The sequence below is a fragment of the Vibrio sp. ArtGut-C1 genome (genome assembly GCF_002105475.1).
In the GTDB taxonomy this organism is placed as follows: Bacteria; Pseudomonadota; Gammaproteobacteria; order Enterobacterales; family Vibrionaceae; genus Vibrio; species Vibrio diabolicus.
Genome location: NZ_NCTH01000001.1, coordinates 252,389 through 269,471, shown reverse-complemented (window position 1 = coordinate 269,471; position 17,083 = coordinate 252,389). Strand labels below are relative to the sequence as shown.

Below are 17,083 nucleotides of genomic sequence, written 5' to 3'. Positions count from 1 at the left end.
TCGCAGTGTAAAGCAATCTTACGCCAGGTGCATACCTAAAATGTAATCAAGTTTATGCGTTGCGAATGTCGTCATACTCTGGAATTGGCTTACGGCCTCTCAGAGCTAAGAAAGACAAAAACTGCTGAGCGGTGTGAGTAATCACTTTTTTGCTATCGATACCCACTTTATCCATTAGCTCTCCAACCAAATCCAGATTACCAACATCATGACAGAAATGCGCATCACTTCCCGTTGTGAAGAAGACACCGAGATCTTTACCGATTTGTGCAATCTCGTGGCAACGGTCTACGCTACCCACTCGGCTATTCCCTTTTAGCGTGGTGTTATTGATTTCAATCGCAACATTATGCTCTTTCGCGCACGTTAAAACGGCCTGAAAATCAAAGTCGAAGTTTGGATTCCCAAGATGGCCAAGCGCATCAATACGACCGTTTTGAATCACATTAATGAGCGCTTCCGTATGAGTTTCTTTGTTTGCAGGACGAAAAACAGGTTCATGGAAACTTGCAATAACCCAATCTAGGTTACGATCGACACTCAGCGGAATATCGATGTCGCCTTCGGTATTAAGAATGTTGGATTCCACACCCCGAATGATCGCGATACCGTCTAAAAATCGAGGCAGGATTTTTTGGTTGGAGAAAAACCAGTAATGCGGCGCGCCCGGCATTGATTCCGCGTGATCAGTCGTACAGAACATATCCAAGCCGTTCTCTTTCGCCAATTTTGCATTTTCAATCAAGGTGCTGTACGCATGACCACTGGCGTACGTATGTGTATGGGTATCAACTTTAAATTCCATCATCCACTCTCTTAGGTGCGCTATCTTGCGTGCTATTGTATACCTACACGTGACGTACCGTCAGCCCAAGATGAGTATCAGACTTAAGCTTGCTCCTCACTGATGGCTTTTATTAGGGGCAACGCTTTTTCCCATCCGTGATTAAACATAGAAACAAAGTCGCTGTGCGTATGAATGGTGACATTGAGTAACAAACGATCACTATTGGTGTCGATCTGATAGATCTCTCGTGATCCAATCCACTTAGATGCTAAATCCCCATCCAATTGCTGCCTATTATCCGGATTAAAAATAGCAATGTGATGAAATTCAAGACGCTGTTGCGGTTGCACGATATCGATAGTCGCTCGCGTTCCGCCCATATCGGGATCAAAAAAAGTGATGTCTTGCCCTTCTTCCCATATCCCATCAAATTGAGACTGGGGTGAGAAAGCCTGTGCCCAGCGTTTGTATAACTCAGCATCGGTTAGCACTTCCCACACCCGTTGCGGTGTAGCTGAAATCTCAACGTAATAATTTAGCGTAAGCATTATTTCTCTCCCTGAACCTTTCTTGACGCTAGTTCATTGTCAGAAAAAATCAAACCTCACCTCTGATTTGCCTTACTTAATCCTCTATTTTCCGACAGGCTAAGAAGTTCTCGCTTGTAACCTACCACCACGATGCGCCGTAAAGCGAACCCAACATGTGTTCAGTATGGTTGCGAGCACGATTAAACTCATCCCGATAATTTGGCTTTGACTCATTCGGTCATCGAAAAACGCACTCTGCCAAACCGCGGTGAACAGTAGGTTAGTAAAAATAAGTGGTGCAAGTTGAGAGCCGCTGCTTGCCAGTTGATACGCTTTGGAGCGGAAAACTTGGGTGTTAATGATCATCAGGGACATCACACCGAGCCACAGCATATTAGAAGAAACAGTAGATTCCATCACATTGGCTTTGAGGAAAACATCGATGTCGTTAAACAACGTTAGCGGTAACAGAAATACGGCAGCAAACCCAAACGCCCAAAAGTTGATTTCTAATGGCGACATATCAGTTTTACTCACTTTATATAGCGTAAGCTGAGAGCCGGAATTGAAGAGTCCACCAGCTAGACCGAGTAATAAATCCGAACGCCAAGTAAACTCCCCACCAACTCCCGCCAACATAACCACTCCAGTAAACGCCATTGCTAAAGCCGCCAATGTTGAAACGCGAATGTGGCCTCCCATAAACAGCTTTTCAACCAAAGGAATAAATAATGGGCCAGTGGCAAACAATACCACCCCTTCTACCAGCGTTAACGTTTGTAGTGACGCGATGAAACACAACTGTGATAAGCCGATACAGAAGGCGCGAAGCAAAATCGGTTTTAACGTCCCAGCTTTAGGAAAGGTAAGATTTTTGAAACGAAGTAAGACAAGCAAAATAAGTGCAGGAGCCAAAAAGCGTAAGAAACTAAACAGTGTGACGGAAAGTTCACCTGTCAACTGCTTTGCTAACAACCCAGTAACAGATAAGCTTAACGTAGACATCAGCATGAAAATGATAGATTTATTTACTGCATTCATTCGATACTCCTTAATATATGGAGTATTTTATGAGATATCACTTATTGTAAATAGCGAGTAATATTAACCATTAATGTAAGAAAAACTTACAGGTTAACTTATCTCTCATCATGTTACGGTTTCTAAAATATGCGTAAATTAGTCCCTCTAAAATCCATCTATGCATTTGTCGCTGTGGCGGAATCTGGCAGCATGACAGAAGCAGCGCAGATATTAAGTGTGAGTCATTCGGCGGTGAGTCAGGCGATAAAATCACTGGAGACTCAGGTCAACAAGCCTCTGTTTGATCGCGTAGGCAGACAAGTTCAACTTAATGCTGACGGTAAAAAATATTATCGAAAGGTTGCGCCAGCTTTAGAACAAATTGTCGATGCCACAGAAGCGCTAATCCAAGACCAAAACTTACAACGTATTACGCTTAATATGGTGAATTCCTTGGCGCTGCATTGGTGGATTCCGCGAATGTCGAGTTTGCAGGACTTTGCTCCGCAATTAGACGTTCGTTTATCCAACCTGTCTGGCAGGTTTAATCTAGAACAAGAAGGCATCGACGCAGCACTCGTGCATGGAAACACCGAGGAATGGCAAGATTATTACTGTGAAAAGCTCAGTGAAGATGAACTGGTTTTGGTGTGTAGCCCTGAATTGATAGCTAAGACGAAAGACTCAAATATCGCTCAACTGTTAAAGCAGTATCCCATCATTGAAGTCACTAACGAACGAAGAAAAAATGACTGGAACGTGTGGCAGAATGCGACTGGCATCCTGCGACCTAAAAGCAAAAAACCAATCACTTTTAATATGTCGATACAAGCCGTGCAGGCGACGACTCGTCGTTTAGGCTTATTGGTGACTCATCGCTTGTTTGTGAAAGATGACATCAAATATGGTCAGTTAATCGAGCTGGGTAAACCCGTCATTAATCCTAACCAACAGTTTTACTTTGTTTGCCCACCACACAAGCTAAAGTTGGAATCGTTTCACCTTCTGCGCTCGTGGTTGCAACAATCATTCAATTAAAGAAACCTTTTGTTAAGCACATTCATTGAAAAATTAGTATAAAGTTAGAAAGAGCACTTTTCATCCAAGGATGGTTTATGAAGCGGTATCAAATATGGTTAAGCGTACTCTGCCTCACAGTACCCATGAGTGCAGTCGCTGAAAGTGAAGACGCTCATTCAGAGCAAGGCATCTCAACGGCAATCATAGGCGGCCAGCAAGCCACTCAAAATCAATTGCCCTTTTTCGCACGACTCATTCTACACAAAACTGGCGCTAATCAATTTGCCAACATCTGTGGCGGCACGATTGTTAATGACCGCTTCATTTTAACCGCCGCTCATTGTGTAGAGCCGAGTGTTTTTTCTGATGGATGGACAATCAATGATCTGCGAGTCTTAGTAAAAAACCCGACAATGAACGATGTGTTTGTTGAGGAATTCAAAGATGTTCGCTCTATCACTATTCATCCAAATTACGAGCCTAGTGATTTATGGATAAATGATATCGCCGTACTTGAACTTACCCACACGATCACCGACAACGTTCAATCCATTACGTTGCCGCAAGATTTTGGTGATTACAGCAGCAAATCGGTTTATCAGATATTCGGTTTAGGGCAAACCTCGACCAACGATGAAAATGGACCAAACTATTTGCGATGGGCGGAAGTAAAACCACTCACCGATGCGCAATGTACTTCTTTAGTGACGGGGTTTAATACTCAAGAAAGCTTATGTGCCAATGGGTTCCCTGAGCGCAGTTATACCGGTATTTGCAGCGGTGACTCTGGTGGCCCTCTCACCTATCAAGACAACAACGGAATGTATCAACAAATCGGTATTGTGAGCTATGGTTCTTCTGTTTGTGAATCCGCTGCGATTCCGAGTGTGTTTACTGAGGTTCTAAACTACACAACATGGATTGAAGCCCAAACCAGTTCGGGAGTGAAAACGCGTTACAATGCCCTCTTAGCAAGCACAGAAGATTATCATAGTGAAGGTGATTCCGGCTTTGAACCAGAAGATACCAACACATCTGGCTTTGAGGATAATGGCAGTAGTGGTGGCGCACTTGGCGCAGGGATGATCATGCTTGGGGGCTGGTTTGGTTGGCTAAGACGCCGCGGAACTTATTCGCGCTCCAAATAGCTTCGATAAGACATCATAATATCTTGCGCTTAACACGAGAGTTGATGATGTCTTCTATTATTTTTTGCTCTTTTTTCGCTTTTTCATAATTTTGCTTAGTACGCCATCGTTCAAGCACTTTTTCTAACCCTTGAACACGAGCATGTTTGTGCTCCAGCGTTTTTTGTACAGACGCGCATTCCGCTTGCATGACGGCTTGTTCATGCTCATGGTGGCGAAGCATTTTTTGCAGCATTTGATCGACACGATTAAAGTTCATCAGTGCTGCGCTTGTCAGTGTTGGAACAGTTCTGGTTGATTGTCCCGCATGACCTTTCAATGCTGACAATTGTTCCAACTGCATTGAAAGATGGGAGTGACGTTGACGCATGGCATCAAGTTGTTGACCCACACGATCACGTTGCTTTTCTTCCATTTGTTGCAGCTTACCCACTGCTTTTAACTTGGATTTCATCTCAACGATGCCACTCCCATTTGGTTAAGCACTTTGAAAAAGCTGCGCGAGCTCGGTCAAACTGGTTGGGTAATCCACTGACTCATTGGCGGCTTGTTGTAAATACGCACGTAAGTTTGGATACATAGCAACAGATTGATCTAATTCAGGATCTTGCCCCGGTTGATAGCCTCCTAACGGCAGCAGTTCTTTCACCTGAAGATAGTTGGAGTACATCTGGCGGAAATTATTCGCGATCGTGCTATGCGCCTCCTGTGTACAGGTACTCATACAACGGCTGATAGACGCATTAATATCAATGGCAGGATAGTGCCCTTGCTCGGCAAGTTGACGCGATAATACAACATGCCCATCTAAGATAGCACGCGCAGAATCCACGACAGGATCTTGCTGGTCGTCCCCTTCCGCCAACACGGTATAAATTGCGGTTAGGCTACCGTGCTGATTTTCACTGTTGCCCGCACGCTCAAGGAGTTGCGGTAACACGCTGAAGACAGAGGGCGGATAACCGCGAGATGCCGGAGGCTCGCCAAGAGAAAGAGCGATTTCACGCTGTGCCATGGCGTATCGAGTGAGAGAGTCCATCAACAACAGAACATCTTTGCCTTGGTCTCGAAAATACTCGGAAACGCGATGACAAAGCAGTGTGGCTCTTAACCTCATCAGCGGGGATTCATCAGCAGGAGCAGCGATGATAATCGCCTTCTTGCGCGCCTCTGGGGTTAAGTTTCGTTCGATGAACTCGCGTACCTCTCGGCCTCGCTCACCAATAAGACCGACCACAATCACATCGGCTTCGGTGTTTTTGGTGATCATCCCCATTAAAACACTTTTACCGACACCACTGCCCGCCATTAAACCAATGCGTTGACCTTTTCCGACGGTCAAGAGTCCATTGATTGCGCGCACCCCAACGTTGAGTGGGGTATCAACAGGACGTCGCTTCAAAGGGTTAATCGGTTTTGGTTCAAGTGAAACACGATCTCCCCCTTTTAGCGGTGCCCCGTCGTCCAACTGCTCACCTAAACCATTCAGCACTCGCCCTAACCACTGAGCACTTAACTGCACGGTACTGTCGCCGTCCAGAGGAATAACTTTCGCACCAGCAAATAAGCCACCTAAGCGCCGAATAGGCATTAGGTAAGCAATAGTGTGCTCAAAGCCCACCACTTGCGCTTCGATCATGTCGCCTTCTGCGGTTTCTACGAGACAGCGCTGCTCCAGTTTAAACCGGCACCCAACGGCTTGTAACATTAAGCCGTTTACTTTAATCAAGCGCCCTGTCACGCGAGCAACAGGGATTGAATCGAGCGAAGCCAATGCTTCGCTCAAACGCTCACTCAATAGCTCATGGCTTAAGGTATTACTCATGCTCTGATTCTACCTGCGGAATACTAACTTCATCCAAAAGGTGTTGTTTTACATTGTCCATACAGGCTTCTAAACGAGAGTCGCAACTTGCATCCGCCTCTGCATCATCGGTCACTAGTTGACAGCCACCAATCGGAAGTTCCGTATTAGCCACCAGTTTCCAAGATTGTGGCAGATCAGCATTAATGTGAGTAATTCGTTCTAAATCCTGCGGATTTAAATGCACGGTTACGGTTTCCGCTTTGCCTGGCATGGCAGACAATGTCTCATCCACCAAGGCAAGGATCTGTTGAGGCATTAAAGTGAGCTCAGCACGAATCACTTGCTGAGCCACTTTTTGTACCAGCTCACAAATCATATGACGTTGCTGTTGCTCTTTTTCGTCTTGCCAGCGAGACAGCGCATGAAAGAGCTCGTTCACGGGTTTCGCCGCCTCTAGAAAACTCTGTTTTCCTGACTGCTCACCAGACACAAAGCCTTTTTGGAAGCCTTCTTTTTGTCCATCTAACAGGCCTTGTTGCTTACCCTGCTCGATACCTTGACGTAAGCCTTCTTCATGCCCTTGTTGTAAACCTTGTTGAAAACCGGCTTCAAGCTGTTGTTGAATATCAACTTGCGGCTCTTGCCAACCTTGGTTATCTAGCCCGAACTCGTCTTCTATAGCCTTAGGCTGCGCCAAAGGCGGAAAGCGGTGCAAACGGTATCCACTCGGCGGCAGTCGCATCGTACTTGATTTTGTCTCTACCATGACGTTACTCCACCGTTGGCTCTTCATAAAGAAGCAACTGAACTTCACCAGATTCATCCAACTCACGCACCATTTGCATGATGTCTTGACGCGCTTTTTGAACACGACTTAGCGCAACAGCCCCGCGCGCTTCCATATCGTCTTCCAGTGCTTTCACCATACGCTGAGGCATAGAACGTTTAATGGCTTGCTGTAACGTAATTTCTGAACCTTTGAGTGCAACTGCCCACAATTCTAGTGGGATCTGCTGCACCAGCATGTCCATGGTTTCTTCACGCTGACGACCAAGAACCATAAAGTCGAACATATTCTCTTCAATGGCATTAACGACATCTTCATCATGCAACTTCAGCATTTCCATCAACGACCCGCGATCACCTTCAAAGCGGTTAATGATGTCAGCAGCTTGCTTGACACCAGATAGCGGTGTGCTTTGGCTTGCAGATACTTTTTCAATGCAGCGCTCAACGAGCTCATGCAAATCAATAGCAACTTGATGATCGATGTCTTGCAGCTGAGCAATTCGGAACAAGATTTCGTCATGGTAATCTTGTGGCAGGTGCTTCAACACCGCTGAAGAGCTATCGGCTGGCAAATAGGCAAGAAAAATCGCTTGCATTTGCGGGTGCTCATTCACAATGAAACGAGCAAGCGTTTCTGCTTCCACCCACTGTAAGCGCTGCATATTGTTGCGAATTTCATCACCATACAACGTATTCAGCAGCCCTTTTGCCAAATCATTACCCAATGCTTTACGTAGCGTATTGGACAAATATTCTTTAGAAGCTCCACGAATGCCACTGTGCTCACGAAAGTCTTCAAAGAAAGTTTGAATAACGCCGCGAGCGGAATCGCTCTTAATGCCATTCAACTTCGCCATTGCACGAGTCACCCGCTGGGTTTCATCACGGCTAAAGTGCTGTAAAACCTTCGCAGCGGCATCCTCGCCCATGCCTAATAGCACGAGCGCGGTTTGTTCTACATAACTAAGCGTCTGCTTTGATGGAACTGTGTTCATTGATGTTTACCCATTGTTTCAGTATTTCGGCTACGCGCTCTGGCTCTTCATTGGCAATAAGCTGTAGGTGTTTCAATTGAATCTCTAGTGGCGAACCGGCAGGAGGCAGCATGTCGCTGTTTACATCTAAGCCGGAAGAGGCTGAGATACCTTTTTCTGATAGACGGCGATCAAGCACTTCTTCATGTTCACGCTCTTCACGCGTTTGCAGGTTGTCGTAATCAGGCTCTTCTTGCGGCTCAGCAAAGTCTAACTCTGGTACTGGCTTATCAACGCCTGTGAGGTGCATGATCAATGGGCGTAGTACGAAGAAGATCATCGCCAAGCCTAACAAACCACCGATAACGTAACGTATTGGCTGCTGTACTGTAGGGTCTTGCCACCACGGCAGCGCAGGAGGCGCATCAATTTCAATTGGAGTGAAGTTGAAACTCATCAAGCTTAAGCTGTCACCTCGTGCCGCAGAAATACCGACAGCATCCATGATCATATTTGAAATCTGCTCTTTATCTGCTTCACTCCAAGCAACACCATCCGGAGAGGCTTTCGAGTTCAACAGTACCGACACGCTCATTTTCTCAATTTGACCTTGTTGGTATTGAGTACGACGAACACTACTCCCCACTGCATACTGACGGTTTACTTCAGAGCGTGCGTTGGTGTTTTGGCTATCGTTCGTTTCTACTTCTTCACCAGTTACCGGCGGTTGGTTGCTTAGAGAACCTGGTACGCCTAGCGCAATTTGGTCAACTGAGTTGTTGTGAATGGTGTGCTCGTTACGTACGACAGGTGCGTTATCCAAAATCTCTTGCGTTTCTTCAACTTGGCTAAAGTCCATATCGGCAGCAACTTGCACACGGAAGTTACTCGGACCCACAATTGGCGTAAGCATGTCTGCTGCGCGTTGAATGATCTGCTTCTCAACGTTCTTTTGATATTCAAGGTATTTTGCATTGACTTTACCTGCTTCCGCCGAAGCAACATCTGCACTGAGTAAACGGCCATATTGGTCGATAACAGATACAAATTCAGGCTTCATCGCCGTCACGCTACCAACCACTAGGTTGATGATTGCTTCAACTTGCTCAGACTTGAGGTCTTCGCCAGGTTTCAGCTCAAGCATCACTGACGCTGAAGGGTTCTCGCTGTTTTGACGAACAAATAAGGTTTGACGAGGAATAGCTAAGTGAACACGCGCATTCGCCACTGAATTCAGAGACATGATAGTGCGTACTAACTCACCTTCTAAACCATGACGGTAACGCGCCGTTTCCATAAATTGGCTTGTACCGAGAGAGCTGTCTTCTTTAAGCGAATCCAAACCTGTCGGCAGTTTGGCTTTAACACCTTTTGACGCAAGCAACATGCGAACTTTCGCAACTTCGCCTTCTGGCACAAGAACTTGGCCATTTTGCTCTTGCATACGGTAGCTCACACCTTCACTTTCTAATACCGAGACAATCTCTCCGATATCAAAACGTTCTTGTTGGCTATACAGTGGACGGAAGCTTTGTGAGGAACTCCAAAGAGCGACCACAATGATTGCCGCAACAATCGCAGCGAGTACGGCAGATAACACTAGGTTTCTCTGGCTACTCGACCAGATTTGCTTCAGCTTCGTTGTTACATCGTCCATGCTATTCGCAGTAGAAAATGTCTGTGCTGAGCCGGAGGTCATGGCTGTATTTCCGGCGACTTGGGGGGTTAGTTCTGACATGAATTACACCGGCATCTTCATAATATCTTCAAATGAGGTCACGACTTTGTTGCGCACTTGCATCAAAGCATTAAATGATAAACTGGCTTTTTGGCTAGCGACCATCGCACCAACTAGGTCATCACTTTTTCCTGTTTCTACGGCCGTCATTTTTTGACTAGCCACTGATTGATGTTGATTCACTGTATCCAACACATTTGTCATCGCTTGTGAGAACGATAATGGTGCGTTTAGTGATTGTTGATCTAAAGGATTTGCACTCACGATAAACTCTGGCGGCTGCACTTGTGCCTGCATCGCCTGCATTTTTGACAACATAAGTTGCTCTGCCGAGACCGCATGAGTAGGTTGACTTGCCATCTATTTTTTCTCCTATTAGGCAGCCGAGCCTAGTGCCGACTGTAAATCAATACCATGTTCTCGCATGGCTGCGAGTTTGTAGCGTAGCGCTCGAGTTGATACTCCAAGCGCGTTTGCGGTTTTCGTTCGGTTTCCACCAAACTGACGTAATTTTTCTAAAATAAATTGATATTCGGCCTGCTTCTTCGCTTCTACATGACCAAAGCTTGAAGCTGGCTCAGCGGATGGAACTGGCGCAACAAGTTCAATAGGCAGCATCAGATCATGGGCAGTAATGTAGTCACCATGACGCATGACCAATGCACGCTGAATGACATTTTCCAACTCGCGAATATTACCTGGCCAGTGATACTGACTCAGCGCACTGATCGCATCTTGGGATAGATGACAGCGACTGCTATCTTGATACTTTTCAATAAAGAATTGGCTGATCGGTAAAATGTCTTCTTTTCTTTCACGCAAAGGCGGCCAGTGCAGAGGCAAAACATCCAATCGGTAATAAAGGTCTTCACGGAATGTGCCTTTTTGAACTTCTTCACGTAAGTCTTTATTGGTTGCCGCAATAACACGAATATCAAGCTTCACCGCCTTGTGGCTGCCTACGCGTTCCACTTCACGCTCTTGAAGAACGCGTAATAACTTGGCTTGAACTGCAGGGGACATTTCACCGATTTCATCTAGCAAAATCGTCCCGCCATTCGCTTCTTCAAACTTACCGCTTTGAGAGTTAGTCGCTCCTGTGAAGGCACCTTTTACATGACCAAATAGAACCGCTTCTAGCATCGACTCTGGAATGGCGGCGCAGTTAACCGCCACAAATGGACCATCAATACGTGGAGAGTGCTCATGCACATATCGAGCCAGCACTTCTTTACCCGTTCCCGATTCGCCTGTAATTAACACACTGGCGCTGGTGCAAGCGGCACGATGCGCCAATTGCAGTACCTGCTTGCTTCGCCAAGATTCCGCAACAATGTTGGCCATTGGCTTACCTAACGCTTCAACGCGCTTCAGTAAATTAAGCAGCTGATTCGCTTCAAATGGGCGTAATAGATAATCGGTTGCTCCCGATTTCATCGTCTCAGCCGCCAAGATTCCCTGCTCTTGATCGACAATAGCGATAACAACACCAGAGTTACGTTGCTTTTGGTGGCAAGCAACAAACTCGCGGACACACATGTCCGGTAAAGTAGAGCTCACAAGAGTGATTTCTGCTCGCTCTTCAAGTAATGCGCCTCGGCCAGTACGAGTGTGTTTTGCGGTGTAACCTGCATTTTGCAACACATCCAATACTGGTTGAGCAAGAGCTTCATTCGGCTCAACCAACAAAATTTTCGTTTTCGTCATCATTGAACCTTAACTTTCGTTTGTTGATTTTGTTGTTGTACATCAGGGTGGTGTTTCACTGCCGTTCGCTCGTTATCTCTCACTAGGCGCAACGTTACACGTCGATTTTTCGCTTGGCCCTTCGTCGAATTATTGCTGGCAATTGGGTAACGAGAACCATGCGCTCTTGTTTCGACCATCGATTTATCAATACCAAGTTCAACTAAGGCCTCGGCAACTTGCTCTGCTCTAGTACGTGATACTGAAAGGTTCGCCAAGCTAGAACCAACGTTATCGGTGTGGCCATCAATTAAAATCTTGGTCACACGATCATCAACAGATACATAGCTATTTAACGCTGCGAGCGTTTCTTGCTGCTTACGACTTAGCGCCTTCTGACCAAAGTCAAAAGACAGAACAAGATTTCGTGCCTCTGAAAACGAAAGCTTAGGCAAACGCGCTCGACAGGCATTAAATGACTTGAGCGCGTTTTGAATTTGAATAGTCGGAATCACAATCTCCGACAAAGAGGAAGCATCACTTCCCTTTAGTGACAACGTCACCCAATTACCAGTAGCAATTGAATCCATGAGTTCATCAGCACCTTTGCTGAAGACAAATCGTTGGGATGGCTTAGTAAAATCAAGGGTGGCAAACTCTTTTCTATAAAGCTCACCAGACCAAGGAGCACTTTGACTTATTAGAGCAATCGTTTTCCATTTATTATTTTCATAATGTATATCGGAAATAAAATAAGTTTTATTGTTAGGTTCCGAACGGAAATAAAACTTCCCATACGGCGTGCTTGAGTGCAATAAGTTGCATTCAAAGTTGTTTCCTTTATATGTCCACTTTGAAAGGTCCATGGGGATGGTCACAACTTCACCTGAATATGTCACCTTAGACACTAGCAAACTGACAAAAATAAATATTTTACAATTTATTAAACCGTTAGGGTTCATGTATATCTTACAATTCCATGACCTTATCAATTTAATTAAATATGCCACTAAGCCGTGATAACTGGCATAGCTAATCATGTTAATTACCTATTCTGAATATTGAAACTGGTTACAAAATACTCACAAGAGCATGGCCAAACCTTTAAAATCAAGATTTAAGCTTTAAAAACAATGTCTTATATTTTAATTATCTAAATTAGCCGTTACACCATTAAGATGGTTTTAAAAAGTTAATAACAACTAAAAACGCTTAATATTTTTATATTTTCTTATTAAGCAATTTATAAAGGAAACTAACCCTTTTTAAATTTTATTAAAAGATTAAGACTATATGCTCAAGGCAACATGTGAACTAAAGTCACAATCTTAGAGTTTGAAACTAAAAGATCATTAAAATTTCTGTGTAGACTACACGCCATTAAGTTAAAACAGTTTCGATTGTTAACGCACGGTAAAATATAAATGGAAAATAGAGTTAGCGAGCCTATTTCTGATATTCAACTACTTGATGTAGAATTATTAGGCAAACCTATTCATATCATTCGTGAAAAGCTTGAAGGCTTGATTTCAGAGTCTTGTTCCAGCCTTACGATTGAATTACAAAATTGGCTCAGTACGAGTAAAGTGGAAGCTAGCTTAACCTCTGTAGACTTGCATCGCTTTACACCGATAAAAATGGATAAAGACCAAACGTCAACCTATCAACACCAAGAAGGCGGCATGGTATTTGTTCATGGAGATTCTCACACGTTAATAAAACTGGCAGATCGGTTCTATGGCGCCAGCACTGAGCGTTCAGCAACAACACTGACAGCAAGTGACCTCCGCTTACAAGAGCGAATCAGTCGTATCATTATTGGTTGGCTTGCACCTGGTGAGATGTGGGAAATGGGTGAGTACGAAGCGCCCCGAGGGATTGGAATTAACGTGCAATTAAACATCGAGTTTGACGATCACCAAGGCTCAATTCATCTCAAACTAGATAGCCACCTTATTCAAACACTAATCGAGCAGCTTGAACTGCAGCCCGATACTGATTTGTACCAACCATTCTGTCGCTCTTTAGAGGCAACGCCTGTTCGACTGAATGTTGTTTTAAGTAAAAAGAAGATGCCGTTGAGCGACGTTGTTGGCTTACAACCTAACGATATTTTACCAATTGAGCTTCTTAATACGGTTCCAGTCAGCATTGGTAACCAATCTTTATTTACAGGTCGTATTGCTGAGCAAGACGGCCAACTTGTTTTGATCTTTAACCCTGATAAGGAACCGCAGCGATGAGCGAAGCGCCAGAAACGAATGCATTCGACGCAGAAGAATTGAACTTTGACGACTTTCAATTAGAAGACTTTGAAGCTGAAAGTACGCTCCAACAAGAACCAGCAACTGCGGAACGTGATCTTAGCTTTTTCAAAAGTATTCCCGTCACTGTCACGCTGGAAGTTGCAAGCAAAGAAATCCCACTTGGGGACTTAATGAAAGCCGGAGAAGGCACGGTTATCGAACTTGAAAAGCTCAATGGTGAGCCTTTAGACGTAAAGGTAAACGGCTCTCTAATGGGTCACGCTGAAGTCGTCGTTGTTAATGATAAGTACGGACTTCGTCTGATCGATGTACATGACTCTGCATTGAGTGGCGTTGGTCAATAATCTTAGGTAGGCATCACAATGAAAAATCTGAGCGCTTGGCACCGTTGGTTACCTCTTTTGGTACTGGTGTCACTTTTGTTTGCTTTCCCAACCATGGCGGCAGACAACGGCTTAACTATCTTGTCCGTTTCTGATGGCGACACACAGCAAGAATACAGCGTTAAATTGCAAATTCTGTTGTTGATGACGGCGCTCAGTTTTCTTCCAGCATTCATTCTGATGGCAACGAGCTTTACTCGGATTATCGTCGTCCTCGCGATTTTGCGCCAAGCCCTTGGTCTTCAACAAAGTCCTCCTAACCGCGTATTGGTTGGGATTGCTTTGGCATTGACCTTGCTGATCATGCGACCTGTTTGGAGCGATATTCATGAAAATGCATTTCAACCGTATGACAATGGTGAAATCACGCTAATACAAGCATTCTCTGTAGCAGAGAAACCAGTGAGAGAGTTCATGCTGGCACAAACTCATCAAAGCTCTCTTGAGCAAATGCTGCGTATTGCCAATGAACCACTCGACCAAAACGTTGAGGATATTTCTTTTGCGGTTGTCTTGCCTGCGTTTGTCATCAGTGAACTAAAAACCGCCTTTCAAATTGGCTTTATGCTCTTCATCCCCTTCTTGGTTATCGACTTGGTTGTCGCCAGTGTGCTCATGGCAATGGGTATGATGATGCTATCACCTTTGATTGTTTCACTCCCTTTTAAACTGGTGGTGTTTGTACTCGTGGATGGCTGGGCAATGACGGTTGGCACGTTATCTGCCAGTTTCGGTTAAATAGGAGCATGCTATGACCCCTGAACTAACCGTAACGTTATTTTCCGATGCAGTATGGCTGATCATTTTAATGGTTGCGGTACTGGTTGTTCCTGGCCTAATTGTCGGTTTGTGTATCGCCGTTTTCCAGGCCGCCACACAAATCAACGAGCAAACACTCAGCTTTTTACCACGTTTGCTCGTTACGCTATTGATGGTGATTTTTGCGGGTCATTGGATGCTCCGAAAAATCATGGAACTGTTTGATTTCTTATTCCACAACATACCGGGGATGATTGGCTAATGGCCATCACATTTGCAGAGCTCTCAGCGATACTCGGTCAACTCTGGTGGCCGTTTTTTCGTGTGGGAGCTGTATTTATTTCGATGCCCTTCTTTGGTGATGCAATCATTCCCGTTTGGATCCGTACCTTACTGGCACTTTCGATCGTCGTGATTACCGCACCATTGATGCCACCAATGCCACAAGTCGAATTATTCTCCATGACGTCTCTATTCCTTGCTTTTGAGCAAGCGATTTGGGGCGTGATGTTTGGGCTAATTTTGCACATGCTCTTTAACGTTTTCACCATGCTTGGCCAGGTCGTTTCTCTGCAAATGGGATTGGGTATGGCAATGATGAATGATCCTATCAACGGACTTTCTGTCGCCATTTTGGGCCGCATATTTCTTATATTTTCAACCTTGTTATTTCTCGCGCTAGAAGGACATTTGCTCGTCATTGATATCGTGATTCAAAGTTTTGTCGTGTGGCCGGTCGGTTCTGGCATCACATCGCTTTCTCTGCAAGGCGTTGTAAATATTTTCGGTTGGATGTTTGCCTCTGCTTTAGCACTAGCGTTGCCTGCTATTGTTTCAATGCTCTTAGCCAACATAAGTTTTGGTGTGATGAATCGCGCCGCCCCCTCACTCAACGTGTATGCATTAGGTTTTCCAATGACGATGCTTCTTGGCCTGTTCAGCGTATTAATTTCAGTATCTGGTGTGCCGGGTCGCTACACCGCGCTTGTGCACGACACCATCAGACACTTGAGTAACTTTATGTTGGGGGGCGCATGAGCGATCAATCGTCTCAGGACAAAACTGAAAAAGCCTCGCCGCAGAAAGTAAAAAAAGCACGTCAGGAAGGACAAATTCCTCGTGCAAAAGAGTTTACTACTGCGGTGATATTTCTAGCGGTAGCGCTCTACTTTTACTCTCAGCTCAATAGCATTTGGGAAAGTATGTCAGGTATTTTTCGCTACAACATGATGCTGACGCGAGCCGACCTAGAAAACCCTAAACAGCTTGTCGAGCAATTGGGACAAAGTTTAGCGGTAATCATCGACATGTTATTACCGTTGTTTACCGTCATTATTATCGTGACCTGTGGTAGCAGCCTTGTACTAGGCGGTTGGATGTTCCGTCCGGCGAACGTGATGCCAAAGCTGAGCAAAATTAATCCTTTAAGTGGGATAAAGCGCATTTTTTCGACACGCTCAGTGGTTGAGCTCTTAAAGTCCACATTCAAAGTAGCCGTTATTTTCGGCATCTTATATGGCTATTTAGACAACCACTTACAGCCTCTGCTAGGTATGCAAAACTTACCTTTAAGCCAAGGCTTTTCCCTCGTGATGTCTATTCTCTTTGAAGGCTTATTGTTGATGGGGTTTGCGTTGTTGTTATTTGGTGTTGTAGACATTCCCTACCAACGTTGGGAGCACCTAAAAGAGCTGCGTATGACCAAACAAGAGCTGAAGGAGGAATTCAAGAACAACGAAGGCCGCCCTGAAGTAAAGCAGCGAATCCGTCAAATTCAACAGCAGTTTGCACGCCGTAAAATCGATAAGATGGTACCAACGGCTGACGTAATCATCACTAACCCAACTCACTACGCTGTCGCTCTGAAGTACGAACCTTCACTTTCTGATGCTCCATTTGTGGTTGCAAAAGGCGTAGACGAAACAGCCATGCACATTCAACGAATCGCCCGAGAAAACAAGGTGGAGATCATCAACTCACCACCGTTGACTCGTTCGATCTATCACACCACGGCGATTGAACAAGCAATCCCAAGCCAACTGTACATTGCCGTGGCACATATTCTTACTTACGTTTTGCAATTGAAAGCCTTCCGTAAAGGTGAAGGAAAAGAGCCAACTCCTTTGCCTCATTTTTCGATTCCAAAACATTTGCAGCACTGATTAACCCGCG

General features: G+C 45.0%; 19 protein-coding genes. 8 read left to right on the top strand and 11 right to left on the bottom strand.

Features of this window, described 5'->3' with window-relative positions; all coding sequences use genetic code 11:
• Window positions 1-52: 52 nt before the first annotated feature.
• From B7360_RS01180 to B7360_RS01170, 3 genes are all read right to left on the bottom strand, one after another.
• Window positions 53-805: a phosphatase gene (locus B7360_RS01180; protein ID WP_046876136.1), complete on the bottom strand. Its 753-nt coding sequence runs from the start codon at window positions 803-805 to the stop codon at window positions 53-55.
• 83 nt (window positions 806-888) lie between these two features.
• The gene (locus tag B7360_RS01175) at window positions 889-1,335 is read right to left on the bottom strand and encodes an SRPBCC domain-containing protein (RefSeq protein ID WP_005394850.1); all 447 of its coding nucleotides are present in this window, start codon (window positions 1,333-1,335) and stop codon (window positions 889-891) included.
• 99 nt (window positions 1,336-1,434) lie between these two features.
• Window positions 1,435-2,358: a DMT family transporter gene (locus tag B7360_RS01170; RefSeq protein ID WP_085342549.1), complete on the bottom strand. Its 924-nt coding sequence runs from the start codon at window positions 2,356-2,358 to the stop codon at window positions 1,435-1,437.
• Between the two features lie 129 nt (window positions 2,359-2,487).
• On the opposite strand from B7360_RS01170, the gene B7360_RS01165 reads away from it, so the two are divergent.
• Window positions 2,488-3,378, top strand: a complete 891-nt coding sequence (locus tag B7360_RS01165; RefSeq protein ID WP_085342548.1) for a LysR substrate-binding domain-containing protein — start codon at window positions 2,488-2,490, stop codon at window positions 3,376-3,378.
• Between the two features lie 125 nt (window positions 3,379-3,503).
• Window positions 3,504-4,508, top strand: coding sequence for a trypsin-like serine protease (locus B7360_RS01160; RefSeq protein WP_371343556.1), 1,005 nt, complete (start codon window positions 3,504-3,506; stop codon window positions 4,506-4,508).
• A 13-nt stretch (window positions 4,509-4,521) separates the two neighbouring features.
• On the opposite strand, the gene fliJ is transcribed toward B7360_RS01160, so the two are convergent.
• From fliJ to B7360_RS01120, 8 genes are read right to left on the bottom strand one after another with little or no spacing between them, the layout of a single operon-like run.
• Window positions 4,522-4,962 carry a flagellar export protein FliJ gene (gene fliJ / locus B7360_RS01155; protein ID WP_005394844.1) on the bottom strand — a complete coding sequence of 147 codons (441 nt, stop codon included), beginning with the start codon at window positions 4,960-4,962 and terminating at the stop codon, window positions 4,522-4,524.
• Window positions 4,963-4,986: 24 nt separating this feature from the next.
• The gene (gene fliI, locus B7360_RS01150; protein WP_085342546.1) at window positions 4,987-6,333 is read right to left on the bottom strand and encodes a flagellar protein export ATPase FliI; all 1,347 of its coding nucleotides are present in this window, start codon (window positions 6,331-6,333) and stop codon (window positions 4,987-4,989) included.
• Complete coding sequence (gene fliH / locus B7360_RS01145; RefSeq protein ID WP_005394841.1) at window positions 6,326-7,081, bottom strand: flagellar assembly protein FliH; 756 nt, start codon at window positions 7,079-7,081, stop codon at window positions 6,326-6,328. Before fliH ends, fliI begins: the two co-directional genes overlap by 8 nt.
• 4 nt (window positions 7,082-7,085) lie before the next feature.
• Window positions 7,086-8,099 carry a flagellar motor switch protein FliG gene (locus B7360_RS01140; RefSeq protein ID WP_005394839.1) on the bottom strand — a complete coding sequence of 338 codons (1,014 nt, stop codon included), beginning with the start codon at window positions 8,097-8,099 and terminating at the stop codon, window positions 7,086-7,088.
• Window positions 8,068-9,816: a flagellar basal-body MS-ring/collar protein FliF gene (gene fliF, locus B7360_RS01135; RefSeq protein WP_031780427.1), complete on the bottom strand. Its 1,749-nt coding sequence runs from the start codon at window positions 9,814-9,816 to the stop codon at window positions 8,068-8,070. The genes B7360_RS01140 and fliF overlap by 32 nt, the downstream gene beginning before the upstream one ends.
• Before the next feature lie 3 nt (window positions 9,817-9,819).
• Window positions 9,820-10,176, bottom strand: a complete 357-nt coding sequence (fliE, locus tag B7360_RS01130; RefSeq protein WP_005375045.1) for a flagellar hook-basal body complex protein FliE — start codon at window positions 10,174-10,176, stop codon at window positions 9,820-9,822.
• Between the two features lie 15 nt (window positions 10,177-10,191).
• Window positions 10,192-11,523 carry a sigma-54-dependent Fis family transcriptional regulator gene (locus B7360_RS01125; protein ID WP_006741978.1) on the bottom strand — a complete coding sequence of 444 codons (1,332 nt, stop codon included), beginning with the start codon at window positions 11,521-11,523 and terminating at the stop codon, window positions 10,192-10,194.
• Entirely contained in the window at window positions 11,523-12,542 is a 1,020-nt protein-coding gene (locus B7360_RS01120) for an OmpA family protein (protein ID WP_085342545.1), read from the bottom strand. The genes B7360_RS01125 and B7360_RS01120 overlap by 1 nt, the downstream gene beginning before the upstream one ends.
• Before the next feature lie 384 nt (window positions 12,543-12,926).
• Here B7360_RS01120 and B7360_RS01115 point away from each other — a divergent pair, with 384 nt between their 5' ends.
• From B7360_RS01115 to flhB, 6 genes are read left to right on the top strand one after another with little or no spacing between them, the layout of a single operon-like run.
• A complete protein-coding gene (locus tag B7360_RS01115; RefSeq protein ID WP_085342544.1) occupies window positions 12,927-13,745 on the top strand; it encodes a FliM/FliN family flagellar motor switch protein in 819 nt (272 codons plus the stop codon).
• Window positions 13,742-14,113 (top strand): flagellar motor switch protein FliN, encoded by a 372-nt coding sequence (fliN, locus tag B7360_RS01110; protein ID WP_005398044.1) that lies wholly within the window; start codon window positions 13,742-13,744, stop codon window positions 14,111-14,113. The genes B7360_RS01115 and fliN overlap by 4 nt, the downstream gene beginning before the upstream one ends.
• An 18-nt stretch (window positions 14,114-14,131) precedes the next feature.
• Complete coding sequence (gene fliP, locus B7360_RS01105; RefSeq protein ID WP_005398045.1) at window positions 14,132-14,890, top strand: flagellar type III secretion system pore protein FliP; 759 nt, start codon at window positions 14,132-14,134, stop codon at window positions 14,888-14,890.
• A gap of 13 nt (window positions 14,891-14,903) precedes the next feature.
• Complete coding sequence (gene fliQ, locus B7360_RS01100; protein WP_005375036.1) at window positions 14,904-15,173, top strand: flagellar biosynthesis protein FliQ; 270 nt, start codon at window positions 14,904-14,906, stop codon at window positions 15,171-15,173.
• A complete protein-coding gene (fliR, locus tag B7360_RS01095) occupies window positions 15,173-15,949 on the top strand; it encodes a flagellar biosynthetic protein FliR (protein WP_006741982.1) in 777 nt (258 codons plus the stop codon). The genes fliQ and fliR overlap by 1 nt, the downstream gene beginning before the upstream one ends.
• On the top strand, window positions 15,946-17,073 hold the full coding sequence (flhB, locus tag B7360_RS01090; protein WP_006741983.1) for a flagellar biosynthesis protein FlhB: 1,128 nt from the start codon (window positions 15,946-15,948) through the stop codon (window positions 17,071-17,073). Before fliR ends, flhB begins: the two co-directional genes overlap by 4 nt.
• Window positions 17,074-17,083 lie beyond the last annotated feature (10 nt).